Source organism: Sulfitobacter sp. M13 (assembly GCF_053474885.1).
This window is the reverse complement of record NZ_CM130281.1, coordinates 1,658,630-1,684,007: the sequence shown is the minus strand read 5'-3', so window position 1 is coordinate 1,684,007 and position 25,378 is coordinate 1,658,630. Positions and strand designations below refer to the sequence as shown.

Here is a 25,378-nt window from a genome sequence, read left to right as displayed (position 1 = left end):
TCAACCGGCGGGTGTTGATCCGCCGACCCTGCGCTCTTTGGGACGACAGCGTCAGATGTTGTGAACGATGAAATCCGGCGACAGGCCAGCCTGCGCAATCGCATCCGCGACATCCAGCCCCGTGAGCGACCCATAGCCCGTGACCAGCGCCGTGGCAAAACCTGCCTGTGCACCGCCCAGAATATCAGTGTGCAGTGTATCACCGACCATCAAAACACGCGCGGGCGAGATCGCACAATTGAACCGGCCAAGCGCGATGTCAAAGACCTGCCCGAACGGCTTGCCCAGAAACACCGGCGTGACGCCCGTGCGATCGGCCAGACGATGTGCAAACCAGCCCGGTTCGCGCGACAGACCGGTTTCACGCGGCGCGACCAGATCAGGGTTGCCCACCAGCACCGGACGCGGGGCGCGTTTCAGCGACGCCTCTAGCAATGCCTGCCGCCCGTCGGTCCAGCCGTCTGCGCCGACCAGCAAGAAACCATCTTGCGCGTCATACGTGTCGGCACTGTCATCCAGAACCGTTACAGTGTGCGTTCCCAGTTCCCCCAGATCAACGGCGGGGTTGATCATCACGCCCCATCGGCACGGCGGCAGCCCAGCGATATGTGCGGTCAGCGCTTCGCGACTGGTGGTGACCTCGGATGCGGTGAAATCAAACCCCAGACGGGCATAGCGGGCCATCATATGCGCCTTGGGATAGGCGGCAGAGTTTGACACCACACCAACCGCCTTGCCCGCCGCGCGCAGTGCCGCGATGGTATCGGTCGCACCGGGGATCGCGGTTTCGCCGACGTTCAACACACCGTAGGCGTCAAACAGGATCAGATCGAACCGCGCCGCGATATCGAGGAACTCTGCGCTTTCGGCCAGACCGCACGCCGCAGTGCGCGGCAGGCGGTCGGCAATCTGCAGGTACCGCGCAAAGGCGGTCTGGGGGTCAACGCCGTGGTCTTGGATCACAGGATACGGCGCCGTAGATAGGCAGAGATGACCTCCCCCACGATCACCAGTGCGATGATCGCCAGCAAGATGGTCGCGACCTCGGGCCAGTTGAAGGTGTCGATCGCGCCTTGCAGGATGATCCCGATGCCGCCCGCGCCCACCAGACCCAGCACGGTGGATTCGCGCAGGTTAATATCCCACCGTAGGATAGCGACCGCCCAGAAGGTCGGCATGACCTGCGGCACGATGGCGTAGACGATGACCTTGAACCGTGACGCGCCCGTGGCCTCGAGAGCTTCGACAGGGCGTGTGTCGATCTCTTCGATCGCCTCGCCCAGCAGTTTGCCGATAAACCCGATAGAGCGGAACATGATCGCCACGATACCGGCCACAACACCGGGCCCGAAGATCGCCACAAACAGCAGCGCCCAGATGATCGTATTCACTGACCGCGATGTCACAAGGATCAACCGCCCCAGCCACAAGGTCGCGCGGTTCGGCGTGGTATTCTGCGCCGAGATATAAGCGACCGGCAGCGACAGCAGCACCGCAAAAGTGGTGGCGAATGTCGCGATGTTTACCGTATCCCACAGCACCTTGAGGATGGTTTCAAGGTTGGTGGGGTCCGGCGGATACATCCGGCTAAACAGATCCCCGATCTGTTTAGGTGCGCCCCAGACCCAAGGCCAGATCACCTCTATCGAGGTCAGCGCCCAGGCGATCGCCAGCCCGCAGCCCAGAAAGATGGCATAGCGCGTCATGCGTTGCTTGAGGGTAAAGCGGGACCAGTCGTCGCGCCCGAATTGCGTAGAAAGTGAGGTCATTGGATACGCTTTCGGATAACGCCGCTGACGGCCTCGGAAAAGAGGATGACGGCCACGATGACGATGGTGATGGCAAGGGCAAAGTCATAGTCATAGCGCCCAAAGGCATTGGCGAGCGTCGCACCGATGCCCCCTGCCCCCACGATCCCCACCACGGCAGAGGCCCGCAAGTTGGAGTCAAGCTGGTAGATCGTCAGACCGATCTGGCGCGGCATGATTTGCGGAAAAATCGCATACGACAGCGTCGAGAAGTACGGCGCACCGGCGGCACGCAGGGCTTCGACTTGACCAAAGTCGATCTCCTCGATCCGCTCTGCCAGCATCTTGGCGACGAAACCAATGGAATAGACGGTCAGGGTCAGCACGCCCGCAAAGGGTCCGAACCCGACCGCTTTGACGAAGAGGATCGCCACAATCACCGGATGGAAGCTGCGTGCAATGATGATGATCGCACGACCCAGATAGAACACGGGCTTGGGGGCGACATTACCTGCGGACATAAAGGCGATGGGGATCGACAAAAACACGCCAAGCGCCGTCGCAAGCACCGCGATCTTGAGGCTTTCTAGAAAGCCGTCAATCAGCAGACCGCTGCGTTCAAAGCTGGGCGGAAACGCCCCACCGAAAATCTTGCCCGCACGGCCGATACCTTCGGCGACGCGGCCCCAGTCGATGGGCATGGTTAGCCCGACCCATCCAAAATAGGCGATGACCCCAAGATACACGGCCCACCGCAGCACGGGATTGGCAATAAAGGGCGGCTTGGCCCAGGTGTCGCGCGGCGCGGTCATGATGCGGCTGCCTTTTCGTCCGGCCCGCCACTGCGGTCGGCATGGGGGCTGCCCGCATAGATCGCCTCCATCGCGGACTGGTCCAGCATGTCGGGTTTGTCGTCAAAGATGATCCGGCCATAGCGCATACCGACGATCCGGTCGGTGTATTCCTTGGCTTCGTTCACGTTGTGAATGTTGATGAGCACCGGCAGTTTAAGTTCATGCGACAGGTCGCGCAGCAGCCCCATGATCTGCTCGGATGTTTTCGGATCGAGCGATGCGGTGGGTTCATCGGCCAGCAGGATATCGGGTTCCTGCATCAAGGCGCGGACCACCCCGACGCGCTGACGTTCGCCGCCCGACAGCTGGTCGGCGCGGGTGTCGGCGTAATGGGCGATGCCCACCCGCTCCATCAGTTCATAAGCGCGGCGGATGTCTTGCTTGGGATAGCGCCGCGTGATCGCGGACCATGTTGAAATATAGCCCAGACGGCCCGACTGCACGTTCTCCATCACGGTGAGACGATCCACGAGGTTGAACCCCTGAAACACCATCCCGATCTTGCGCCGTGCGGCACGCAGGTTCTTGCCACGCAGACGGGTCAGGTCGGTGCCGTTCAGCTCGACCGAGCCCGATGTGGGTTCAACCAGCCGGTTGATACAGCGCAGCAGCGTGCTTTTGCCCGCCCCCGACGACCCGATGATGGACACGACGCTTTCACCCTGAATGGTGAGGTCAAGATTCTTGAGGACCGGATCGCCAGAGCCGTAGCGTTTGACGAGGTCAGTAATTTTCAACATGTAAGATACCTTATGCGTAAGGCCGGCCCATTGGGACCGGCCTCGACGGAAAAATCATTCAGCAGCAAGGCCTTGTGGCGTGTACTCGACACCATTGGCAGACTGGATCTGGCGAATGACGGCCCACTGGTCTTTGTAGGTGATCGGAACGAATTTGCTCACGCCCGAAAACTCTTCGCCCAATGCGGTGCCGGTGAAGTCGTAGCTAAAGAACGCTTCCTTGATCTTGTCCTTCAGCTCTGGCGTCAGGTCGTGGGCAACGCCGTAGGATGTCGTGGGGAACGGATCGCTTTCCCAGACGATGCGCACCTCGGCAGGGTCATAAAGGCCGCGTTCCGCCATGCGGTCCACCACTTCGGACGCAACCGGTGCCGCGTCGTAGTCGCCCGCGACCACACCCAACATGGATTGGTCATGGCTGCCAGAGTACGTCACTTCGTAGTCCTGATCCGGCACGACGCCCAGATCGGGAAACAGCGCGCGCGGTGCCTGATTGCCAGAATTCGACGTGGGCGATGTATGCGCCACGCGTTTACCTGCCAGGTCGGCCATCTCTTTGATGTCGCTGTCGGCTTGCGTGTAGACTTGCAGTTTATAGCCGAACTGCCCGTCCTCGGACCCCATGATCGCAAAGGGTTCAACGCCCGCAAGGTTCACAGCATATGGCGTGGGCCCGGTCGAGAAACCCGCGATATGCAAACGGCCCGAACGCATGGCTTCGACCTCGGCAGAGTTGGACTGCACGGCGAAGAACTGGACTTTCTTGCCGGTCACTTCGGACAGGTGGTCGATGAAGGGCGTCCAGATGTCTTCGTAGATGGCGGGATCTTCGACGGGCGTATAGGCAAAGACCAGCGTCGACGGATCCTTGAGCATGCTCTCGTCTGTGGGCGCATCGGCGACCAGATCGCCATTGGCGTCACAGAACATCGCATCCAGCGCACCGCGCTCTGCGCATTCTTCGGCCAGCGTGGCGGTACCGCTCATGGCAAAGGCCGCCAAAAGGCCAGCCGTTATAAAGCTACGTTTCATGTGTTTCTCCTCCCCGAGAATACCCGCGCAGAGGGTACTGCGCGATTAATTAATCGATACGAGCATTGAAGCTTTCGATTCGCAACATTTTCCGACTAGATATTTGGGAAGTGCCAAATTCAAACGGCATATTCGGATGGAGGGGAACCGCAGAATGGATACCGGAACCGAACGCCGCAATCTGCGCAAGCCAGAACGCCACGCGCAGATTTTGCTGGAGCTGCGCCTTGCGCCCCACGTGCGGGTGTCGGACCTTGCAGCAAGCTTTGAGGTCACAACCGAAACCGTGCGCCGCGATATCGCAGAGCTGAGCGCACAGGGGCTTTTGCAGAAATCCTACGGCGGGGCCTCCCCTCGCGCACCGGGGGCGCAAAGCGTGCTGGACCAACGTCAGCGCGAGCATGTCGATGAACGTCGGCAGATGGCGCAGCTTGCCCTAACGCGGGTGACCGACGGGCAAACCATGATGATCGACGCCGGTGCAACGATGATGGAATTTGCCCGCGCCTTGGCCATGTCGGGCAAAGCAGTGACCGTGCTAACAAACAGCCTGCAGGTCGCTATGATCCTTGGGTCATCGGATGCGGTGCGCGTCATCATGACGCCGGGCGACTATCTTAACGCCGAGGCCGCGTTGACAGGGACCGCAACATGCGACTTTTTACGCGGGTATAATGTCGATGCCTGCTTTCTGGGCGCGTCGGCCTTGGATGAAACCGGCGTCACCGAAGCGATTGCGGGCTTTGCCGAGGTGAAACGCACCATGCTCGCGCAAAGCCGGACCAGGCATTTCCTGATTGATGGCAGTAAGTTTGGCAAACGTCATCTGACGCAGGTCATTGCCCTTGACGAGATGGGCTGCCTGATCACCGATATCGCCCCGACCGGAGCGCTTGACGCCGCTTTGGACTGTCATCGCACGCCTATCATCCTTCCGAACCAAGGCTGAGAAAGCGCAGTACGCAAAAGTCTAAAAAATGCCGCGATTGTGCCTGCATTTTGTCCGCAGCAGAACCGATGATGCGGGACGTTAACGAGGATCAAGCCAAGCCGCGAAGACATCGACAAAAAGTCGGGCACCGCGCAGCTTGGACGAATGAGGGTGGTGATTTGCTTAACAAATTTACGGGGTATCTTGCCTCTAAGGTCTTTATCGTCCTGACGATTATCCTGCTCGTCAGCGTCGGCAGCATCGCCTATTCTATTGTTAAGCTCGACCGCGACAATCATCTGGCGGCCCTGCGTCTTGATGTCGAGCAGGAGCTGAACTCCGTCACCGATCAAATCCAGCTGCGCTTCTTCGAGGCGGTTCTCGTCGCCAAAAATATCGAGAATACGCTTGCGATTGACGGGGAAATCGACGAACGTCAGATCGCCCGCACCGTGCGCGATCTACAGCGCCACAACCCCGATGTGATTGCCGTAGCTTTGGCCCCTAACCTATCGATTACACACAGTTTTCCCCAAACGGACAACGGCGTGACAATCGGCATGAATTACTCGCAACTGCACGCACAGATGCCCAGCGTGGCACAAGCATACCGCACGCGCGCGCCAGTAATTGATGACCGCGTCGACCTTGTCCAAGGGGGCAAGGGCTATATCATGCATTATCCGGTTTTCCTGCCCAATGCCGAGCTGTCGACCGAACAGTTCTGGGGCGTCATCTCTGTTGTGATGGATCAAAAAGGCCTGCTGCAAACCCAGCAGCGTGATTTCTCTGACCCCGCCCAATACAGTTTTGAACTCTATCCGCTGAAAGCCTCTGGCTTGGTAGAGGCCCTGCCCAATCACCGCCTGACCAAGCAGAAAGACAAGCCGGTCGTCACCACGTTTAATGTTCTAGGTGTCACTTGGGAGGCCGCCGTGCGCCCAGCCGGAGGCTGGCCCGCCTATTCACCCCAAAGCCGAAATCTGGTGGGTTTTGCCCTCATTGCCGCCATATTTCTGCTGGGTGTCCTGCTCGCCTTCCGCCGCATGGCGCTGGACCAATCCAACGCCCATGCGCTGTTGTCCGAAGCCGTGGGCGCAATCAATGAAGGGTTCATCGCCTTTGATGCCAAGGAACGGGTAATGGTGGTGAACCAGAAATACCGCGACTACCACCCTCAGATTGCTGATTTGATCGTTCCCGGTGCCAAGATGAAAGACCTGGTCGTGCATTGGGTCGACCGGTCCGATCACTTTGAAGACGCGGCCAGCAAACATACTTGGATCCGCGAGCGTCTGCAGAGTTTCCGCAATCCCGGCACTGCTTTTTTGCAGGATAGCGGTGATGACGGCTGGCTCAAAGTGACAGAGGCCAAGACGCCGCATGGCTATACCGTTGGCATCTGGACGGATGTAACGGTCGAAAAACGCGCTCAGGAAGCCGCCGAAGCAGCCGACCGCGAAAAAACCGAATTCCTTAACAATGTGTCTCACGAGTTGCGCACCCCGCTAACGGTGATTTTTGGCCGCGCCTCCTTTATGCGCCACAGCGATAAAATGCCCCAGTCTCAGCGTTTGATGGATGCACTTGAGGCGGATGGTACGGGCTGCCCGGTGGCCGCCGCCGCCGCACGCGACTACCAGCGTTTTATGACCGACCAAGGCGCTGGCATTGCCGAATCCGCGCAGCATATGATACGTCTGGTCGAAGATCTGCTGGATTGGACTAAAGTCTCTCGGGGGCAGCTTGAACTGGATATGGCCCCGATCCAGCTTGATGAAATCGCCCGCACCGTGACCCAAGAACTGCAACCCGCCGCCGAGGCCAAAGGGCTGACGTTAACCTACGTCGGCGACGGCCCCGTTACGGCGATCGCGGATAAAGTGCGGGTTAAGCAGATTTTGTATAACCTGATCACCAACGCCATCAAATTCACCAATGAGGGCAAGGTCAACTTGTCGATGCTCCATTCAGCCGACGAGATTGTGTTCAGTGTCAGTGACACCGGAAACGGCATTTCCAAGGCCGATGCGCGTCGCGTCTTTCAGCGGTTCCAGCAGGTCGACGGGTCGATGACGCGGCACAACGGAGGATTAGGTCTGGGATTGGCGATCTCTGAACAATTGGCCACGCTGCACGGCGGATCGCTGTCAATGGATAGCGAACTTGGCGTCGGCAGTACCTTTAGCCTGACCCTGCCGCGGGACACCGCCAGCACCGTCCAAAAGCGCACTTGATGATCAGCTGGCCCAGATAAATCAAACTCTAACGATAAAAATTTGGTCCGACGGCAGATTTCGGGTATAACAGCCAGATTAACGATTTATTTTTTTCCACATTAAATTTGTCTCAAAGGATTTCTTTTTGGATCTCCAAGCGAACAGTTATGTCGTGGATGGCCAGAACCGCATCATTTCAGTTGGGTCTGAATGGGATCAGTTCGCGCTTGAAAATGATGCACCGGGGGCGACATCTTCCCGGGTGATCGGACGCGAGGTATGGGATTTTATCGAAGGCGATAACACCCGCGCCTATCTGTTCGGCGTGTTCCAGACCTGTCGGATGGAACAGCAGCTGTTCAGCATCCTCTATCGCTGCGACGGGCCCGATATGCGCCGGCTTTTTCGACTGACGGTCTGGCCCTCGCCAGATCACAGCCTGACCTTGGGCAGCATGTTGGTCCATTCCGTTGCCAGCCGCCCCGCCGCCACCACCAGCGCGTTCGAGGGCTATTATGACACCACCCGATGTTCCGTCTGCTGCGCCTTTCAGATCGGCGAAAAATGGATCGATCTGCGCACCCCGCCGGACCCAGGTAATTTTGCCAAAAGCTATTCGATCTGCCCCTCCTGCATAAAAGATGCAGATCAGGAGTTTGCCCGAATGAGGCGCCAAAACAACGTCTTGCCCATGGTGCAACGCAAACATTAGCCCCAAAAGAACAAGGCCAACCAGGGCCGTCACAAGATGCGCCGCAAAGACGCCACGCTTGCGCGCCACGGCGACTAAATCACTGAATTTTAAGGATTAAGTGGTGCCCCCACACGGCGAGGCGTGAAGATTTGATAGCATCTAACATACTGACAAAATTCGATAAATCAAGATGCCACGTTTTTGCGCGTCACCCCATGTGTTACCTTACAACTTCGAGGGCCTCCAAGGTTTCCCTTTTTGAATATGGTGACTTACGGCCCAGAGCCGCCCTTGCCCATAGCCAAAAATGCTGCGATGCAGCTTACGCAAAGCAGCCGTTCACTTTAAGCAGATATCAAGCTCATCCGCTTCTTTAGGGCCGTTGTAACCTCTGACTTCACTGCAATCTTTGAGATATGCTCAGACAAACTATTTCCGTTGTAAATGCCGTAATCCTTGCGCGCAGTTTCTCCGACGCTGATACTCCAGTTTTCAGCATCAAGAATAATACTACCAGCGTCAAATAGTCGATGTAGGTCTGCTCGGAGAGGGATGCCATTCCAAGCCTCATCCCCACCACCGCAAGATACAGGTATGATGTGCGCAGCCTCCAATACTGCCAAGGCCTCGCATCCAGAAATCAGACAACGCGCACCAAACATCTCGAATACCTTATGTCGAAACTTGGCTTGCCCTGGTCGCTGCCAGACGTCGGCTAATCTGCGTTGCCGCTCTGCTGCGATCTCAGCCTCGTTGTTCGCATTCTCGATCAGTTGAAACCCAAGTTTCTCGAAGTGCCTTCGAAACACGTTTGTGATAGGGTTATCAGTCATAGGGTTTCCGGCGAGCTCGTTAGCAAGACGACCTAACGGCTTCACAGGATAAGCTACACCTTCATGCATTAAGAAACCGGTACTGGACTTTCTCATCTGCCCATTTGGCTTGGGATAATTTTCATACAGCCAAGCTTGGCCTTCGGCTTTCACACGGTCGATGGCCTCTTCGGCTTGATTTCGATCAAAGGTCAACTCGGTCATCTTGTCGGTATCATCCTTCAAACTTCCTGATCGTAAAACTATTGTAACGTTGCTCTGGAGATAATCTCTGAGCGAAGGCTACTTCGGCCCGAAGCCGACATACAAGGCCCTAGCGCATGCCGTGTCGCAATATCCCTTTAGCCGACATTCGTTGCAGTCGTTTTCACTGCGCTGCAGATTCTGAAGAGCTGCCGTTCAGAGCTCATCAATCACAGGCCCTTCAAACCATTGGTGTCGAACCAGTCGTAGGTCGGCTTCAGATCCTGTCGACAAACGCAAGAACAATCCGTTTTGGTATCGCAACTGCCAACATAGCGCCTGCAATTTAGCGAAATCATGATCATCACCGACGGCATTGGTGGACTTCTTCACTTCAACAACCAAGAGGTTGCGAAGATTGTGCCCACGCTCATGCACTATGATGTCCGGAAACACTCGACTGGTCGTCAAAACACCGTTCTCATCCGGCATGTCGATGTCCTTCGGTTCTATGCCGGGCCCCTTGCGGTTGTACTCAATATCCACGTTGTATTGCGGAAATTTTGGGCCCATCAGCATAGCCAGTCGCCCACATATTGTTCGCTCACCGATGTCTTGAGCTAAGATCTGAACATCTTGATCGTAGAGTTCTTGCAAGCATGTGCTCACTAATTCATCGAGCTGATTGCGGTCCAAATCTATATTTCCAATACTTGGTTGTAAGGTGTTCGTGCGGTCAAGGATGCACTCTTAAATAGCAGCAGGCAATGAACGGCCCAAAGCCGACGTCCAACAGCAAGGGCGGATGCTGCGGTGCGGCCCGTCGAAGGAGACATCCATGCATCACGCAGCATTGTGTCTGCCAAAACGTAGGTCAGCTGACTCTACTGCCGTTCCCAGTTTCCAATTAAATGTCTTCTTTTGAGAAATTAGCAACTGACGGCGTGTTCGCTCGATGGAAAGTTGAGTGCAGCGAGTTTGCGCTGACACCAGACTATCACATGAGGCAGTGGATCGCTGTATCCGGCAGTACCAAACCGAAAGTTACGCACAAGCAAATCGGCCGTCCAGTGCGCCAGAATCTAATTCTGGTGCATTGGACGGCCAGACGCCCCCATTCTGCACTCTGATGGGACGATGTGCCGTAAGCGATGCGTACGGGGCACGGTAACGCATACTTCGGCGATGTGAGATTGCGGCCTCCAAGTGACTTGGAGGTGATTTGATGCTCGATGACTGATCCACATCAATGCGTTGCCCACCGGGCAGTGTCATATGTAACCCAACGCAACCATTTCATGAGGATTACCTTAATATGAACCATAAAACTCTTCTCGCAGCGACTGCCCTTGCCGCCACAGTTATCGGCGGCGCCGCTTTCGCAGAATCCCATTACGGGCACAAAGGTAAAACCGGATCGAATGATCAGGCCGGGATGATGCACAATGGCGGCCCTGGAATGATGGACATGATGGGAATGATGAAACGCATGCATGGCGAAATGATGGGCGGTGGCATGATGGGCGGAATGGGTCCTATGGGCGGCGACATGATGCAAAAGTTTGACACGGATGGCGACGGCACCGTGACGCCCGATGAAATGCGGAGTCAACTGCAGGCCAAGTTGACGGAATTTGACAGTGACGGTGACAGCGCGCTCTCAATAGCGGAATTCGAAACTCTCCACAGCGCGATGATCCGCGAAATGATGGTGGATAAGTTCCAGCACCTTGATGCGGACGGTGACGGTGCTGTTACGGCTGAAGAAATGACCGCACCAGCGGAAATGATGGACCGCATGGAGAAAATGCGCGCAAAGATGGGAATGATGCAGGGTCAGCAAGAGGGTGACGGCACCATGAAAACCGACAACTAAGCGTTTCGGCGTCGGCGTGATGTCGGCGCCGGCACCAATCCCCAGGACCGGTAAAAACTTTATAAAGTCGGCTAACAGCGCGAAACAGCCGATTGTGTAATCTACGGTCAAGGACGGATCCTGCTCACCTTCAACGTACCGGCGCCCGATGAAGGGGAATTGTATGGGTTGCCTCATCCTTTGAAGTTCCAGGGCAGAAGCTGGTCGATATCCTTCTGGTTATGGCGATTGGCGATAGCTGTGAGCACGCCTGTTAGGAATTGCCGAAGAGGCTGATCACCGCCTCGCCCCTCTTTGGGGAACACATGGCAAGACGGCGGGTTGAGCCATGAGACGCGGAAACCACAACAGATAGAATGAGGAGAATAACATGATGGGCTATGGAATGGGCGGCATCTGGATGTTGCTGATCATCGTTTTGGTCGCCTTGGCGATCTTCGCACTTATCAAATACCTTTCAAAATAGACGCGAGGAAACCGATATGACCTATACCTACAATCGCACCCTGACCGACGTTGATATCGACGCGGCAGATGCCCGCATCCGCACAGCTTTGACGGAAAGCGGCTTTGGCATCCTGACCGAGATCGACGTCAAGATAACCATGAGGAAAAAGTTAGATGTTGATATGGAACCGTACCGCATCCTTGGTGCCTGCAATCCGAAGATGGCTTATAAAGCGATTGGGATCGAGCCGCGCGTGGGTGCAATGTTGCCTTGTAACGTCATCCTTCGCACCGTAGACGGCGGCACCGAAATCAGTGCAATCGACCCCGTCGCATCTATGCAGGCGATAGATAATAAGCAACTGCACGATGTGGCCGGCGAAGTCCGCGATATGATGCGGGCCGCCGTCGATGCAGCCTGAAAGAAACTCCACAAACAAAAAAGAGAAGGGCTGATAAATGCCACTGACACGACGTGATCTCATGAAGTGCGCTGGCGCGGCTGGCCTTGTTGCTGGCTTTCCTAGGTTCGTGGGAGCACAAGCTGGCGGTGGCATATTGCAAATGCCGCCGATGGTTGATGCGACCACGTCAGGAGCTTTCGATCTGCTCGCGCAGGCTGGTGAGACAAACTTTCTCGGCCAAAGTGCTTCGAAGACCTGGGGGTTCAATAGTCAAGCGTTCCTTGGCCCGACTCTGCGCCTTGCCACGGATAGTCCGACAAAGGCGTCTGTTCGCAACGCTTTGAGCGAACCCTTTTCATTACATTGGCACGGTCTTCTGGTTTCGGGTCAGACCGACGGAGGACCGCATCAGCCCATCGCACCGGACGACACATGGTCTGTGGATCTCAACATTGATCAGCCGCCTGCGACGGTCTGGTATCATTCCCACACCCATCTGCGCACAGCCGATCACGTTCAGAAGGGCCTGGCAGGTGTTATGCAGCTCTCTGACGGGCGTGACGATGAACGCGGTTTGCCCTCGGATTACGGCACGGATGACCTGACGCTCGTGATACAGGACCGGCGCTTTGATCGCCGCGGACGAGCAGTCTATGACCCCGGCATGCACGACGGGATGATGGGCTTTACCGGTGACGTCATACTGGTCAACGGTCAATACGGAAAGCAAGCCGTTGTTCCACAGGGCATCATACGGCTGCGCCTGTTGAACGGGTCAAATGCACGCATTTACGACCTGACCTCTCGAGATGGACGGCCGATGCATCTCGTGGCGACCGACGCAGGATATCTGGATCGGCCCATTGCTCTTGATAGCCTGCTGTTAGCACCGGGCGAACGTGCAGAAGTATTGTTAGATTTCTCGGACGGCGCGAGTGACATGCTGGTCGGCAACTCGGTTGCCAGCGGAGGCATGATGGGCGGCGGGATGATGGGCGGCGCGGGCCGCGACAGTTTTGACATCCTTCCAATCTCGGTGGATCCTTCGCGCCGAGCACGGATTGATCGTCTGCCCGATACCATCGGTGGCTTGATGCCCAATCTGGATACGCGCAGCGCCAAGCGGCGCGAGTTCACGCTTGAGTCCGGCATGGGCGGTATGTTCCGGCGCAGCCGCAACCAGCACTCAATCAATGGCCAATCGTTTGATATGGACAGGCTAAACTTCAGTGTTCAACGCGGCGCAACCGAAATCTGGGCGATCGACGGCCAAACCATGGCCCATCCTTTCCATGTTCATGGCGTAAGGTTTCAGGTCCTGAGCGAGAATGGAGGCACGGTTTCAAACCGAAACCGCGGCTGGAAGGACACCGTTCTTGTGGACGGACGCGCGGAAATCGCAATGCAGTTCGATCAACCTGCAGCCAGTTCCAGCCCGTTCATGTTCCACTGTCATATTCTTGAACACGAAGACGGCGGAATGATGGGTCAATTCAGCGTAGTTTGAAACGGTGTTCGAGGTGGCAGGTCCGTCAGGGTCTGCCACCCGAATTGCGAAAAGCTGCAGTACATCTATTGGAGAGCGCCGGAACGGATATGCGGGATTTCCTCGTTCCACCAAACTGGGTTTCATGGGCGCAAAAACGGTTGTTCCATGGGGATTTGTGACGTGGCCTCTTATCCGCCCCCCACCTGCTGTCAAAGTGGATGCACGCAGATGCCAAGCAAAAAACCCTCAAGGCTCCAGTGGCAAGAAGGGTTTCATCATCCGCGCTGATACGTAACCATGCTCATGCATGAGGGGTCGCAACATCCATGACGACATTGATCGCCATCATTTTAATTTTTGCATTTTCAATCCTGTTCACCGCAGCATTGCGTGCGGGTACAGGCGCGCTGACTACAGCCGCGATTACCTCCCCGCAACAGCGCCCGGTAATGGGCGGGAGTGATCCTGAAACGCACGCATGGCAGCGCTTTCATGTACGGTATTACACAATGACCCTCCTATTCGTCGCCTTTGAGATGGAGATGATGTTCATGTATCCTTGGGCCGTGGTTTTCGTAGAAGAAGGCCCCAAGGCGCTGGCTGAGATGGGCATGTTCCTGGTCATTCTATCGGTCGGCATCGTCTACGGTTGGCGGGAGGGTATATTCCGGTGGGAATGAACTGGCTTGCAAAGATAGCCGGGCTGGCCGAAGTGCCAGTGTTCGTGGCAATTGGTGAGGGTGCCCCTGCCGATACGGCGAGCGTGCTCGGCAAAAACCCCGCAGTGCGCAGTGTGGAGACTCCGCGTGCCGCAGCGATTTTACTGGTAGTGGGCACGGTCCCGGACGATCGTCTTGCGCAACTGCACCGTTTGCATGACCAATTGCCCCATCCGCGTGCCACTGTGCTTTGGCATTCTCGCAATCAGCTGACAGGTGCCACATCCGTCGGGGAAGCCGAAGATATCGGTGACGCTTTGCGAACCATCCACAAAGGTCTGCTTGCTGGAAAGTTCGATACAGAGCCAGATATCCTCCCCGACGCCCCGCCAAACGAATGGCGCGGAATCGGACCGCATGGTCAGGGTGGCAAAGGGATGATGGGCGGCACGCCTTACGGAAGGCCGATGGCGATGACTGCACCCGACCTGCGCGACGGGTTGGAGTTGGACGCTTATACCGCCGATTTCGGTCCGTTTCTGCCCATGTTTCCACCCGGACTTGTCTTAACCTTCACGCTACAAGGTGATGTGATACAAAGCCTTACGGTCGTGCATCCGCCCTTTGAAACGCAAGAAAAGCGCGGTTGCGTCCTGCTAAATCTTCTGGGCTTGCCCGCGCTGGCTGAAAGGCTTCTGCAGGGAAGCAACGTAAGCGATGCGACCTTAAAACGGCTCATTCGTTTTTCAGGCGCGCGGGTCGCAATCCCAAAAGGTCTGGGTCGCACTCACGACGGGTCGGATGTGCGCACACGGTTTGACGTACTTACCGGCACCTCGGAGCATTTCATAGACGTACATGCACATCGAACCGGCCTTGATGATCTATTGATTGGCCTTGAATGGCACGAAGCGATGTTGGTGTTGAACAGCTTTGACAACGCGACCTTGCGTGCCATTTGCGCCAATACCTTTGATCCCGAAAAGTCCAAGGGAATGGCGAGCGACATGGATCACGGCGCCCATGCAGGCCACATGTCATGAGCTTTGCACTCACCTTTGTCGCAATGCTCACCTTCATGATCTTCGGAGTGGTCCTTGCCGCGATACTCGATGCATTTCTGTACCGTTGGATCGCAGGTCGTGCCGGACACTCAATGCTGATGCCTCTCTACGCCGCTGCCGCGTATCTGTCGCGGCAGCGCGTGACCACCGAGGCACCGGATCGGCTGAATTGGTTCCTGTCTATCTCTGGATTTCTGGCGCTTGGGGCCATTGGCCTCGCTGTCGTACCGCTCGGGCCACAGTCTGCGGTGATCGGCATTGAAACCAGCGTGGTGCTTTGGGGTGCGTGTGAGTCCCTTGTGGTCGTCCTCGTCTTCTTGCACGGCTGGTCGCCGAATTCTCCGCTCGCGCTGATCGGAGCCTATCGCTACGTCGCTATCGGCCTTCCGATCATGCTGCTGAGTATGTTTGTCCTGATCGCTGCCGCCCTGCCCGCAGAGTCGCTTGATCTGCGCGCGATCGTGGCCTCACAGGAAGGCCTGTGGAACATCATCCGCCAGCCTCTCGGATTGCCGCTCTTCCTTTTGTTGGGTCTCTCACTCACGCTGCGCGGTCCCCTGGACTATGCGGATAGTGCTGATCTTGCGGGCGGCACGTCGATAGAGGATTCAGGCGCGAACCGGGCGGGTTGGCAGGTAGCGCGATTGTCCATGCTGGTCGGTTTCTCAGCCGTTGCGGCTTCGGCGTTTCTGGGTGGCTATCTTGGGCCTGTTCTTCCGGGCATTGTTTGGTTGGCATTGAAAGCTTTGATCATAATGGCGGTCATCATTGCGCTGGGGCATTTGCTGGCACGCATGCCCGTTGCGCGGATGCTCGGGCTGATCTGGAAGGTTCTGCTACCGGTCGCTTTCCTTGATCTGCTGCTGGCCGGACTGGTCGCGCTCGCATGACTGATATTGCTTTCTATATCCTTTCGGCCATGGCCATCTGGAGCGGTTGGCGGGTGTTTCGGGTCGACTCGATGATCCGCGCGACATTTGCGTTAATGGTCTCGTTTATCTGTGTCGGAGGCATCGCGCTTTTGATGTCTGCCGACTATATCGGCATTGCAACCGTCTTTATGATGGCGGTCGAAATGATGGTCATGGGCCTGTTCATGGTGATGTTCATGATGAACCCCGCAGGGCTAAACCCGATGCAAATGGTGCATCAATACCGCCTGTCGATTAGTGCCGGCATCGTGGCTTTCGTAGGTCTCACAGTTGCAGTTTTGGCGACTGATCTGCCGCATAACCCGCTGCCCGCTGGCCGCGATACCATGCGTGATCTCGGCATAGAATTGCTGGGCGGTTCGATGCTGATCTTCGAGACGGCAGGGGTCACCCTTTTGGCTACCATGCTCGGCGCGGTCATCTTATCAAGCCGCCGCGGCCGGTTCGGAAACTCGGATGACGGAGCCCTCCCACCGGGATTGCATCCGGGAGGGGAGCCAGCTGGGCGAAAGGTTGAAACAGGCGGCGGTCACGGTGGGCATGGCGGGCACTCTGGCCACAGTATGAAGATGACCGAGATGCCCGTTCACGAGGACACGGGCGATATGCAGCACGATATGTCGGAAGCAGTACCCATGGCCCACGGAGATCACGCTGCGGGTCACGATGGTGCCGCGCCCATGAAGCATAAGCACAGCCACGCTCCGGACCCTCACAAGGGTCACGGCACCATGCCGAAGAAGGAGCATTGATATGACATTAACCGCCATATTGATCGTCGCCTCGGCACTTTTTGGCATCGGGCTCTTCGGCGCGCTGTCACAGAAATCTTTCGTCATGCTGATGATGGGTTTGGAGCTGATGTTGAATGGCACCCTGCTTGCGGCTGTTGGCTTCTGGGCTTTCACGCTCGAAGGCGCCCCTCAAGGACAATTGCTCGCCATCCTTGTAATGGCGGTGATGGCAGTCGAACTTGCCATTGGCTTTGCCTTGGTTGTCGCCGTCTATCGCAAACGTCAGGCCGACGTGGTCGAAGCTCTCGGGACGCTAAAAGAATGACACTTTGGCTGCTCCCCTTCCTGCCAATTGTGGCAGGCGCGATCATCGCCGCGATGGGGGACCGATCGCGCGGCTGGCTGGGATTTTGGGCCGTTGCGGTGTTGGGCGCGACCTTTGGAGTAGCACTGCTTGCCGTTGTCCAAGACTGGACCGCGTCGCTGATCTGGACTGATGGAATCCGGCTTTCGGCCGCCTTCACGCCCATCTCGGCGGCGGTCGCATTGATGGTACCGGCGGTAGCACTTGCTGTCGTTCTTCACGCCACACAGCATGAAAAGGCACAGGGGTTAGGACGGTTGACCGGTATTATGATCCTGTTCACTGGCGGCATGGAGTTGGTTGTGGTCGCCAACGACCTTTTGACGTTGCTCATCGGGTGGGAGCTGATCGGAGCATGTTCTTGGGCCTTGATCTCACACAAGTGGCGCGACATCGAGAACCCGTGTTCGGGCCTTTATGCCTTTGTCATGACGCGGTTCGGAGATCTCGGATTGTTTGCGGCTGTCATGGCGCTGTTCGCCGCGACCGGATCGTTTGACTATGCCGGGATCGCGACGCTCAACGGGCCGCTCCAGTGGATCGTGGCCTATGGCATTCTGTTGTCTGCCGCGTCCAAGGCCGGACAGGTGCCTTTTGCACCATGGCTTTTCCGCGCGATGGCGGGTCCCAGTTCGGTTTCAGCCTTGCTCCACGCGGCAACGCTGGTGGCGGCGGGCGCCTATATCATTGCGCGGCTGGAGCCAGCCTTGGCGCTGACCCCCGGCTTCAGCGTCACGGCGATCACAATCGGGCTGATCACGGCGCTCGCGGGTGGCATTACCGGCGTATTGCAAAATCACGCCAAACGGTTACTTGCCGCCTCCACTTCGGCGCAGCTTGGCTTCATGTTTGTGGCGGTCGGCGCAGGGTATCCGGTTGTCGCGGTATTGCACTTGATCGTTCACGCCACCTTCAAGGCCCCGCTATTTTTGTCAGCGGGCCTCGCTGGCGAAGCGGCGGGCGGCTACCGGTTGGATAGGATGAAGTTGGGCCGGTCGATGCCCTTGGTCGCGGTGCTAACGGGTATTGCAGCGATCGGGCTTGCCGGTTTGCCAGCGGCCGGCGGGGGCTGGAGCAAAGAAGAGATTATCAAGGCCGGTGAGCACGCGGGGGTCTGGCTTGCATTGGCGGTGATGATTGGCGGCGCGCTCAGTGCGGCCTATGCCACTCGCTTTGTGCTATTGGCCTTTGGATGGCGCTGCGATGATGAGCGATCTGTGGAGAAACCCGACTGGGCAGAAACCATTGGTCTTGCTGCCCTTGTGGCACTTACCTTGGCGACAAGCCTGCTGTGGTATCCGCCTTTGTCCGAGGCCGTTGCCGCCGCTTTAGTCAGTACGCTCCCGAAGGGCAGTGTGCTGATGCTGGGCCTTTCGCTGACCTTTGTCGCTGCAGGCCTATTAGGGGGCGTATTTCTGGTGCGTCGCTATCCGGCCTTGGGCGCCAGTGGACCCACTGCTGCGGCATCAGATTGGCTTGGGCTTCCGACACTGATCACCTACGCGGTGGTGCGGCCAGTCGATACGTTGGCGCACGCGGCGGCATGGGCGGATGATGCCCTCATTGACGCAGGTCCGCGCGGGGTCGCGCGGCCGGTCGATGCGCTCGCCCGTGCGGCGGCATGGGCAGATGATACCTTGATTGACGCAGGTCCTCGCGGGGTCGCGACCTTGGGCCGCAAAGGCGCAGCCCTAATCGCAGAGCTGGACAATCGCGTGGTCGATCAGGGTATCCGCAGTACTGCGGCGTTTGGCGACTGGCTTGCCTATGTCAGTGATCGTTTCGGAGAGGCAATGTCCGATGGGATCCCCGAAGGCAGCGCACGTCTGACCGGTATGTTAGGCCGCGATCTGCGCCGACTACAAACCGGCCTGTCCCACCATTATTACGCATACATCATCGGCGGTGTTATCGCCATAATCGCACTTCTCGCCGCAGGAGCATAACATGCTGACACTCGCCATCCTGATCCCGATGCTGGGCGCTTTGGCGCTGACCCTTCTTCCCGGCGTAGGCCATGCCACGGCGCGCATCATTGCTGTGGCCACCTCAACCTTATCGTTCTTGCTGCTGCTCATCGTTTGGTACCGGTTTGACACCGGCGCAGGGGCGCCTGCCTTTCAGTCCTATGCCGAGGCCCCTTGGATCCCGTCACTCGGAGTGTTCTGGCGCGTCGGCGTCGATGGCATGTCACTGTCGCTGTCGTTGATGAGCGGCGTCCTCTTTATCGCTTGTATCGCATGGCCGATGGAAAACCCCGAAAGGCCCCGCGCCTATTATGCGTGGTTCCTGTTTTTGGAAGCGGCGTCGCTCGGTCTGTTCATGGTGCTTGATCTGCTGATCTTCTATGTCTTCTTTGATCTTAGCCTCGTCGGGATGTTTTTTCTGATCGGGCGATGGGGCCACGGCGATGCCCAAGGGGCCGCGCTGAAGTTCTTTATATACACGCTCGCGGGCTCCCTCGCGATTTTGCTGGCAATCATCGGGTTGGTGCTGACGGTTGACCCGATCACCTTCGACATGCGTGCCCTGATCGCCGCCCAGCCATTGGCGGGAATGGACCTACGCGGCGGTCTGATCTTGTTGGGGTTCGTTCTGGGGTTCGCCGTCAAAGCGCCGCTGTTTCCTGTGCATACTTGGTTGCCGCCCGCGCACGTGATGGCACCGGGCCCGGTCTCGGCCATCCTCGCGGGGGTACTGCTGAAAATGGGGACTTACGGGCTGGTGCGCATACCGTTTCAGATGATGAGAGAGACCTTTGCTGAATATGCCCTGCCGCTGGCCATTTTGGCGCTGATTTCCATCCTGTGGGGGGCCATCGTCGCCTTGGGGCAGACCAACCTGAAACGGCGCATCGCTTACACCTCGGTGAACCACATGGGCTATACCGTTTTGGGGATCGCGGCAGCGGGGGCATTGCTGAACGGCGCAGAAGGCGCTCGCGAAATGGCACTGACCGGCGCGGTGGTTGAGATGGTAGCGCACGGCTTGATCACCGGCGCATTGTTCCTGATCGCTGGCGGCTTCTGGGCGCGCAGCGGGACCTACGACATCGACGCCTATGGCGGGCTGGCCAAGGTTGCCCCCCGTCTGACCGTGGCAGCCGTGATCGCGGGCTTTGCCAGTCTCGGATTGCCCGGATTGGCGGGCTTTGTCGCCGAGGTGCAAATCTTCGTCGGTGCCTTCGCTGTCTTTCCGGTGATCGCTGCGATTGGCCTGATAGGCATCCTGATCACCGCCGCCCTGTTTCTGAGGCTGTTGCAACAGGTTTTCTTCGGTGACCTGCCAAAAGCGCGTGAGGGATTTGCCGACGTCAGCTTGCGCGAGGGCGGTATACTTGCCGCGCTACTGGCGCTGGTCATTCTGATCGGCATCTATCCGCGCTGGCTTCTTGAACTGATTGGCAGTGCGTCTTCTGCCATCATAGGGGGCTAACCCAGTGCCGATTGGCGACGTATCTCCAGAAATAACCATCATCATCGCAGCAGTACTCGCCCTGCTGTTCGCAGCATTCGCACCGCGTCGGATGCAGGCAGGGTCGGCGCTTATCGCCCTCGCAGGTATCGCGGTCGCGGTACTCCTTGTTCTTGAGCAGCTGGGCGAAACCCGTTTCACGTTTTCGGGGACTTGGGCGCTGGACGGGGCGAGCCTCTGGGCGCGGTTGATGATCCTGCTTGGCACCGCTTTCTGTATTTTGATGTCACCGGGTTGGTTTCGCACTGATCCGCGGCATGGGGAATACTATGCGATCATGCTGCTTGGCGCTCTGGGTGCGATGGCGATGGCAGGGGCTGGAGACTTGCTGCAGCTTACCATTGCGGTGCTGCTGTCCTCGGTCACAGGCTACACACTTGCCGCATGGCACCGCGACTGGGCGCTATCGGTCGAAGCAGGCATGAAGTATTTCCTGATGGGCGCCTTGGCGAATGCCTTGCTGATTACCGGAGTCACGCTGATGCTGGGGCTGTTGGGAAGCACCGGATACGCAGACATTGCCGCATCCTTGAGGCTGGGCACAGGACTTTCGCCGTTGCTGTTCGTCGGGTTCGCGCTGACCATTACCGGCATCGCATTTAAGCTGGGCGCGGTCCCTGCCCACGCTTGGCTGCCTGATGTTGCCGAAGGCGCACCGGTCCCGTCAGCCGCATTCCTGACAGTGGTTCCCAAGATCGGCGCGGCCATTGCATTGGCGCGCCTTGTGCAGCTTGTGCCTCCCGAATTTCTCGGTTTGCGGCCCCTGATCGCGATCTTGGCAGCGGCGACAATGACGCTCGGCAATTTGGCAGCGTTCTGGCAGGACGATATTCGGCGGCTGATCGGATGGTCCTCGGTTGCGCAGGCAGGCTATTTGCTGATGGCAGTGACCGTTCTGGAGCTCAGTCCAGATGCCCTCACCGCATTGCTGGCCTTCATCGCAAGCTACGCTATAAGCAATCTTGCGGCCTTTGCGGTCGTTGCCCACCTGCGGGGCCGGACGGCAGTTGCAGATTACGACGGTCTGGCCAAGCGACGCCCGATTGTGGCGACGGTTTTGGTGATCTCTTTCCTGTCACTGGTCGGGATTCCGCCAACGGTCGGTTTTCTGGGCAAACTGGCCTTATTCATCACCACGATAGACGGCGGCTATACTTGGCTCGCCGTAGTGGCTGCCGCGAACACCGTTGCTTCGTTGTTCTATTATGCGCGGGTCATGGGCCGTGTCTATTTCAACAAACCGCCAGAAGATATCGCGGTGCTTGATGGCTCAAGTGGTCTGGCAATGGTGATCGGCGGCATTTTCGTGATCGGCGGAGCCGTGTTGGCTGGAAGCGCGTTCACAGCCTTTCAACTCAGCCAACTATTGCCGTGATAACTGCATCATGTGGCAAATTTAACAAGATTTTATAGGATAAACGAGATGAAAGACTGCATCATCATCGGTGGCGGGCCAGCGGGTCTTACCGCCGCACTATACCTTGCCCGTTTTCTGCGCGAGGTCGTGGTCTTCGATGCGCGCGAAGGACGGGCGCTGAAAATCCCCAAGACGCACAATCTCGCTCCCTTTCGTGACGGCATTTCGGGCGAGGACCTGCTTGGACGGATGCAATCCCATGCCGAAACTTATGGCGCAGTGATCGTCAATGATGAGGTGCTGGAGGTTTCCAAAACAGATGGCGCATTCCGTGTGACGACCGGAAATGGCACCACCACTGCACGGACCGTTATTGTGGCCTCCGGCGTGGTCAACCATGGCCCGCCACTTTCAAAGCAGGATCATGACCTCGGTCTGTCGCGCGGCCTTATCCGCTATTGCCCGATATGTGACGCTTATGAAGTTCGCGGCAAAACGATCGGTGTGTTGGGGCATGGCGAACACGGGCTGGCAGAGGCCCGCTTTATTCGCAGTTATTCCGACGATGTGACGCTCATCCCACCCGAGGGGTACGTGCCACATGCCACCGATGATATCGGAGTTTTAGCGTCGCCGATGCGCCGCCTGTCTTTGACAGACACTCAAGTTATGGTCGAGGTGGAGACGGGCCAGCAGCATCTGTTCGATACGCTCTATGTGGCCCTCGGCACCAGCCCGCGTTCTGATCTTCCCGTATCGATTGGCGCAAAGTGCAATGCAACTGGATGTGTCGTCGTTGATGCACAGCAGGAAACCTCGGTTGCGGGTCTTTATGCCATCGGCGATATCGTCGAGGGGCTTGACCAGATCGCTTATGCAATGGGGCAAGGTGCGGTGGCCGCGACGGCGATCCATAACGCTTTGCGCATGTAAAGCTGCGAGACTGAACGCTCTTTCAAGATTTGACTGACTGTGTTAGCTGCTCAAGATATTGTAGATTTTTCCAAACGGGATGACATGACACAGGCGAGAAACACAATTTTGGTTTTTCTGCTGGCGCTGACAATGACATTGTCATCGCTCATGACGCATGCTGCTGGTGCTGCACCCGCTGGTTTGACATCCGGTGAAATGGCTTCTGTTCACACGGCTTCGATGTGTGGCCTTCCCAGTGGGATGAGTGGCGATGGATGTGCCGCAATGGCAGGCCACTGCCTGATTACGTCCTGCGATCCCTATACTTTGTCACAACCTTCGGCGATCCGTTTTGATGTCAGCCACCCAGCGCTGCACATAAAATCCTACAGAATTTTCGCCACGATCGAGATCCCGCCGCCACGTACGTTGCAATAACGCCAGAGCCTTAAGTCACGTTCCCCGCCGAGGTGGAGTGTCTTTAGATCTGTGCGCGCGGTCTGCATGTAGCCGTAGTCTCTCGCGAATTCCCAAATAGTTAAACAATGCGCCGCGTTCCCACGCGACGTTTTCAACTGTATATTTTGAAAGGAATGGAAATGAATTCCATTGCCATGTTCCGCGCGGCCCTTTTGGGGTTGGCGGTAACCACTTTGGGCGGGCTAAGCGCCTCTGCTGAAACCTATGACATCAGCGTCGACAACATCCGTATCGACACCGGTGACTTCAAGAAAAAGGGCGTCGGCTATAACAACAGCCAAATCCCTACTGTTCTGCGCTTCAAAGAGGGTGAAAACGTCATCCTCAATGTCAAAAACAACCTGCGCGAGTCGACGTCGATCCACTGGCACGGTCTGATCCTGCCGTTCCGCCAGGACGGCGTGCCCGGTATCAGCTTTAACGGCATCAAGCCTGGCACTACTTTCACCTATAACTTCCCGATCAAACAGGCGGGCACCTATTGGTTCCACAGCCACTCCGGCTTCCAAGAACCTGACGGAGCTTACGGCGCGATTGTGATCGAACCTAAGGGCCACGATCCCATCCATGCCGATCGCGATTATGTCGTGCAGTTGACCGATAAACACCCCCACAGTGGCAACAAGATTTTCCGCAATGTGAAACGCTCGGCGGATTACTATAACCGTTCGCAACGCACGCTTGATGACCTGCTGAACGACGCTCAGGCAGACGGGCTGAAAGCGACCCTTAAAGATCGCAAGATGTGGGGCAAGATGCGGATGACCCCGACCGACGTCGAGGACATCCAAGGCTTCACCGCCCTGATCAACGGGCAGAGCACCAAACAAAACTGGACCGGCCTGTTCAAAGCAGGTGAAAAAGTCCGCCTGCGGCTCATCAACTCGTCAGCAATGACCTATTTCGATGTGCGTGTCCCTGGCCTGAAGATGACGGTCGTCCAAGCGGACGGCAATAACGTCAAACCAGTTGTGGTTGACGAGTTGCGCATCGCTGTCGCCGAGACCTACGACGTGATCGTCGAGCCGCGCAAAAACATGCCCTACTCGGTGATTGCTGAATCGATGGGCCGTACGGGACTGGTGCGCGGTACCCTGTCACCGCAGGCCGGACTTGTCGGCGGTGTCCCTCATTTGCGCCCGCAACCGCTTCTTACCATGGCTGATATGTCCGGCATGATGGGCGGCATGGGCATGGATATGAACGGCATGAGCATGGGCGGCATGGACATGGGCGGTATGAAAATGAACCTTACCGATACCGGCATGAACGACATGGCCGGAATGGAGATGCCGAAAGCTGGCGCTGATCCACACGCAGGCCATGACATGGCAAACATGGACATGGGCGGTATGAAGATGCCCGAGAAGAAGGCTGATGCTCACGCGGGGCACAACATGAAGAACATGGACATGGGCGGTAAGAAAATGTCCAAGAAATCCATGGCAGGCATGAACGACATGAACGGCAAAACCGAGTTCTATGCGAAAGGGAGCGGGCTGACGCCTCATGCAGCGAACGGCGGCAAGTTTCTGTCTTATGACGACCTGAAAGCAAGCCAACCACTGTTCCGGGATCGCAAGGCGACGCGTACAATCGAACTGCGTCTGACCGGCAATATGGAGCGTTATATCTGGTCGATCAACGGCGTTAAAATGCAGGATGCCGACCCGATCGTACTGAACTATGGCGAGCGTGTACGCTTTAAGTTCGTGAACGAGACGATGATGGCCCACCCGATGCACCTGCACGGCATGTGGTCTTTGCTTGATACCGGCAAGGGAAAATGGAACCCCATCAAGCATACCGTCAACATCAATCCCGGCACCACGGTCTATACCGAAACCGAAGTTGATGCCTCGGGTCAGTGGGCCTTCCACTGCCACCTGTCCTACCACGCCGAAGCGGGCATGTTCCGCAAAGTCGTCGTTGTCGGTGGTCCGACATGA

The 25,378-nt window shown here is 57.3% G+C and carries 24 protein-coding genes; 17 read left to right on the top strand and 7 right to left on the bottom strand.

The window, feature by feature from the left end; translation table 11 throughout:
• Positions 1 to 51 precede the first annotated feature (51 nt).
• From ACVBAU_RS08005 to phnD, 5 genes are read right to left on the bottom strand one after another with little or no spacing between them, the layout of a single operon-like run.
• On the bottom strand, positions 52 to 963 hold the full coding sequence (locus ACVBAU_RS08005) for an HAD-IIA family hydrolase (protein ID WP_335745491.1): 912 nt from the start codon (positions 961 to 963) through the stop codon (positions 52 to 54).
• Entirely contained in the window at positions 960 to 1,769 is an 810-nt protein-coding gene (phnE, locus tag ACVBAU_RS08000) for a phosphonate ABC transporter, permease protein PhnE (protein WP_138923624.1), read from the bottom strand. Before phnE (ACVBAU_RS08000) ends, ACVBAU_RS08005 begins: the two co-directional genes overlap by 4 nt.
• A complete protein-coding gene (gene phnE, locus ACVBAU_RS07995; RefSeq protein WP_335745492.1) occupies positions 1,766 to 2,560 on the bottom strand; it encodes a phosphonate ABC transporter, permease protein PhnE in 795 nt (264 codons plus the stop codon). The genes phnE (ACVBAU_RS08000) and phnE (ACVBAU_RS07995) overlap by 4 nt, the downstream gene beginning before the upstream one ends.
• Positions 2,557 to 3,342 (bottom strand): phosphonate ABC transporter ATP-binding protein, encoded by a 786-nt coding sequence (phnC, locus tag ACVBAU_RS07990; RefSeq protein WP_448325586.1) that lies wholly within the window; start codon positions 3,340 to 3,342, stop codon positions 2,557 to 2,559. The genes phnE (ACVBAU_RS07995) and phnC overlap by 4 nt, the downstream gene beginning before the upstream one ends.
• 54 nt (positions 3,343 to 3,396) lie before the next feature.
• Positions 3,397 to 4,374 carry a phosphate/phosphite/phosphonate ABC transporter substrate-binding protein gene (phnD, locus tag ACVBAU_RS07985; protein ID WP_448325584.1) on the bottom strand — a complete coding sequence of 326 codons (978 nt, stop codon included), beginning with the start codon at positions 4,372 to 4,374 and terminating at the stop codon, positions 3,397 to 3,399.
• Between the two features lie 154 nt (positions 4,375 to 4,528).
• Here phnD and ACVBAU_RS07980 point away from each other — a divergent pair, with 154 nt between their 5' ends.
• From ACVBAU_RS07980 to ACVBAU_RS07970, 3 genes are all read left to right on the top strand, one after another.
• On the top strand, positions 4,529 to 5,323 hold the full coding sequence (locus tag ACVBAU_RS07980) for a DeoR/GlpR family DNA-binding transcription regulator (protein WP_448325582.1): 795 nt from the start codon (positions 4,529 to 4,531) through the stop codon (positions 5,321 to 5,323).
• Positions 5,324 to 5,484: 161 nt separating this feature from the next.
• Entirely contained in the window at positions 5,485 to 7,542 is a 2,058-nt protein-coding gene (locus ACVBAU_RS07975; RefSeq protein ID WP_138923629.1) for an ATP-binding protein, read from the top strand.
• Between the two features lie 127 nt (positions 7,543 to 7,669).
• The gene (locus ACVBAU_RS07970) at positions 7,670 to 8,236 is read left to right on the top strand and encodes a hypothetical protein (RefSeq protein WP_138923630.1); all 567 of its coding nucleotides are present in this window, start codon (positions 7,670 to 7,672) and stop codon (positions 8,234 to 8,236) included.
• 326 nt (positions 8,237 to 8,562) lie between these two features.
• Here the strand turns inward: ACVBAU_RS07970 and ACVBAU_RS07965 are convergent, their stop codons facing one another.
• Positions 8,563 to 9,255, bottom strand: coding sequence for an HNH endonuclease (locus ACVBAU_RS07965; RefSeq protein WP_448325579.1), 693 nt, complete (start codon positions 9,253 to 9,255; stop codon positions 8,563 to 8,565).
• 195 nt (positions 9,256 to 9,450) lie between these two features.
• A complete protein-coding gene (locus tag ACVBAU_RS07960; protein WP_448325577.1) occupies positions 9,451 to 9,930 on the bottom strand; it encodes a hypothetical protein in 480 nt (159 codons plus the stop codon).
• 619 nt (positions 9,931 to 10,549) lie between these two features.
• Here ACVBAU_RS07960 and ACVBAU_RS07955 point away from each other — a divergent pair.
• The 14 genes from ACVBAU_RS07955 to ACVBAU_RS07890 all read left to right on the top strand — a co-directional run bounded on the left by ACVBAU_RS07955 (position 10,550) and on the right by ACVBAU_RS07890 (position 25,378).
• Entirely contained in the window at positions 10,550 to 11,110 is a 561-nt protein-coding gene (locus tag ACVBAU_RS07955) for an EF-hand domain-containing protein (protein ID WP_448325576.1), read from the top strand.
• A gap of 482 nt (positions 11,111 to 11,592) precedes the next feature.
• Complete coding sequence (locus tag ACVBAU_RS07950) at positions 11,593 to 11,979, top strand: DUF302 domain-containing protein (RefSeq protein WP_448325574.1); 387 nt, start codon at positions 11,593 to 11,595, stop codon at positions 11,977 to 11,979.
• A gap of 37 nt (positions 11,980 to 12,016) precedes the next feature.
• Positions 12,017 to 13,468, top strand: a complete 1,452-nt coding sequence (locus ACVBAU_RS07945; protein ID WP_448325572.1) for a multicopper oxidase domain-containing protein — start codon at positions 12,017 to 12,019, stop codon at positions 13,466 to 13,468.
• A 308-nt stretch (positions 13,469 to 13,776) separates the two neighbouring features.
• Positions 13,777 to 14,130 (top strand): NADH-quinone oxidoreductase subunit A, encoded by a 354-nt coding sequence (locus ACVBAU_RS07940; protein ID WP_448325570.1) that lies wholly within the window; start codon positions 13,777 to 13,779, stop codon positions 14,128 to 14,130.
• On the top strand, positions 14,127 to 15,152 hold the full coding sequence (locus ACVBAU_RS07935) for a hypothetical protein (RefSeq protein WP_448325568.1): 1,026 nt from the start codon (positions 14,127 to 14,129) through the stop codon (positions 15,150 to 15,152). The genes ACVBAU_RS07940 and ACVBAU_RS07935 overlap by 4 nt, the downstream gene beginning before the upstream one ends.
• The gene (locus ACVBAU_RS07930; protein ID WP_273457618.1) at positions 15,149 to 16,063 is read left to right on the top strand and encodes an NADH-quinone oxidoreductase subunit H; all 915 of its coding nucleotides are present in this window, start codon (positions 15,149 to 15,151) and stop codon (positions 16,061 to 16,063) included. The genes ACVBAU_RS07935 and ACVBAU_RS07930 overlap by 4 nt, the downstream gene beginning before the upstream one ends.
• Entirely contained in the window at positions 16,060 to 16,857 is a 798-nt protein-coding gene (locus ACVBAU_RS07925; RefSeq protein WP_448325566.1) for an NADH-quinone oxidoreductase subunit J family protein, read from the top strand. The genes ACVBAU_RS07930 and ACVBAU_RS07925 overlap by 4 nt, the downstream gene beginning before the upstream one ends.
• Before the next feature lies 1 nt (position 16,858).
• Positions 16,859 to 17,164, top strand: a complete 306-nt coding sequence (nuoK, locus tag ACVBAU_RS07920) for an NADH-quinone oxidoreductase subunit NuoK (protein ID WP_273457614.1) — start codon at positions 16,859 to 16,861, stop codon at positions 17,162 to 17,164.
• Positions 17,161 to 19,149 (top strand): NADH-quinone oxidoreductase subunit 5 family protein, encoded by a 1,989-nt coding sequence (locus tag ACVBAU_RS07915; protein ID WP_448325564.1) that lies wholly within the window; start codon positions 17,161 to 17,163, stop codon positions 19,147 to 19,149. The genes nuoK and ACVBAU_RS07915 overlap by 4 nt, the downstream gene beginning before the upstream one ends.
• A gap of 1 nt (position 19,150) precedes the next feature.
• Complete coding sequence (locus ACVBAU_RS07910; protein ID WP_448325561.1) at positions 19,151 to 20,638, top strand: complex I subunit 4 family protein; 1,488 nt, start codon at positions 19,151 to 19,153, stop codon at positions 20,636 to 20,638.
• Between the two features lie 4 nt (positions 20,639 to 20,642).
• Positions 20,643 to 22,052 carry an NADH-quinone oxidoreductase subunit N gene (locus ACVBAU_RS07905; RefSeq protein ID WP_448325559.1) on the top strand — a complete coding sequence of 470 codons (1,410 nt, stop codon included), beginning with the start codon at positions 20,643 to 20,645 and terminating at the stop codon, positions 22,050 to 22,052.
• 48 nt (positions 22,053 to 22,100) lie between these two features.
• On the top strand, positions 22,101 to 22,967 hold the full coding sequence (locus tag ACVBAU_RS07900; RefSeq protein ID WP_273457607.1) for an NAD(P)/FAD-dependent oxidoreductase: 867 nt from the start codon (positions 22,101 to 22,103) through the stop codon (positions 22,965 to 22,967).
• An 84-nt stretch (positions 22,968 to 23,051) separates the two neighbouring features.
• Positions 23,052 to 23,387 (top strand): hypothetical protein, encoded by a 336-nt coding sequence (locus tag ACVBAU_RS07895; RefSeq protein ID WP_448325557.1) that lies wholly within the window; start codon positions 23,052 to 23,054, stop codon positions 23,385 to 23,387.
• Positions 23,388 to 23,494: 107 nt separating this feature from the next.
• Positions 23,495 to 25,378: a copper resistance system multicopper oxidase gene (locus tag ACVBAU_RS07890; RefSeq protein ID WP_448325555.1), complete on the top strand. Its 1,884-nt coding sequence runs from the start codon at positions 23,495 to 23,497 to the stop codon at positions 25,376 to 25,378.

Excerpts from the sequence above, each read along its gene's own strand:
- ACVBAU_RS07895 (WP_448325557.1), top strand. The coding sequence starts at position 23,052 with ATGACACAGGCGAGAAACACAATTTTGGTTTTTCTGCTGGCGCTGACA.
- nuoK (WP_273457614.1), top strand. The coding sequence starts at position 16,859 with ATGACATTAACCGCCATATTGATCGTCGCCTCGGCACTTTTTGGCATC.
- ACVBAU_RS07950 (WP_448325574.1), top strand. The coding sequence starts at position 11,593 with ATGACCTATACCTACAATCGCACCCTGACCGACGTTGATATCGACGCG.
- ACVBAU_RS07940 (WP_448325570.1), top strand. The coding sequence starts at position 13,777 with ATGACGACATTGATCGCCATCATTTTAATTTTTGCATTTTCAATCCTG.
- ACVBAU_RS07965 (WP_448325579.1), bottom strand. The coding sequence starts at position 9,255 with ATGACCGAGTTGACCTTTGATCGAAATCAAGCCGAAGAGGCCATCGAC.
- ACVBAU_RS07980 (WP_448325582.1), top strand. The coding sequence starts at position 4,529 with ATGGATACCGGAACCGAACGCCGCAATCTGCGCAAGCCAGAACGCCAC.
- phnE (WP_335745492.1), bottom strand. The coding sequence starts at position 2,560 with ATGACCGCGCCGCGCGACACCTGGGCCAAGCCGCCCTTTATTGCCAAT.
- phnC (WP_448325586.1), bottom strand. The coding sequence starts at position 3,342 with ATGTTGAAAATTACTGACCTCGTCAAACGCTACGGCTCTGGCGATCCG.
- ACVBAU_RS07915 (WP_448325564.1), top strand. The coding sequence starts at position 17,161 with ATGACACTTTGGCTGCTCCCCTTCCTGCCAATTGTGGCAGGCGCGATC.
- ACVBAU_RS07955 (WP_448325576.1), top strand. The coding sequence starts at position 10,550 with ATGAACCATAAAACTCTTCTCGCAGCGACTGCCCTTGCCGCCACAGTT.
- ACVBAU_RS07900 (WP_273457607.1), top strand. The coding sequence starts at position 22,101 with ATGAAAGACTGCATCATCATCGGTGGCGGGCCAGCGGGTCTTACCGCC.
- ACVBAU_RS07930 (WP_273457618.1), top strand. The coding sequence starts at position 15,149 with ATGAGCTTTGCACTCACCTTTGTCGCAATGCTCACCTTCATGATCTTC.
- ACVBAU_RS07890 (WP_448325555.1), top strand. The coding sequence starts at position 23,495 with ATGCGCCGCGTTCCCACGCGACGTTTTCAACTGTATATTTTGAAAGGA.
- ACVBAU_RS07945 (WP_448325572.1), top strand. The coding sequence starts at position 12,017 with ATGCCACTGACACGACGTGATCTCATGAAGTGCGCTGGCGCGGCTGGC.
- phnD (WP_448325584.1), bottom strand. The coding sequence starts at position 4,374 with ATGAAACGTAGCTTTATAACGGCTGGCCTTTTGGCGGCCTTTGCCATG.
- phnE (WP_138923624.1), bottom strand. The coding sequence starts at position 1,769 with ATGACCTCACTTTCTACGCAATTCGGGCGCGACGACTGGTCCCGCTTT.
- ACVBAU_RS07910 (WP_448325561.1), top strand. The coding sequence starts at position 19,151 with ATGCTGACACTCGCCATCCTGATCCCGATGCTGGGCGCTTTGGCGCTG.
- ACVBAU_RS07925 (WP_448325566.1), top strand. The coding sequence starts at position 16,060 with ATGACTGATATTGCTTTCTATATCCTTTCGGCCATGGCCATCTGGAGC.
- ACVBAU_RS07935 (WP_448325568.1), top strand. The coding sequence starts at position 14,127 with ATGAACTGGCTTGCAAAGATAGCCGGGCTGGCCGAAGTGCCAGTGTTC.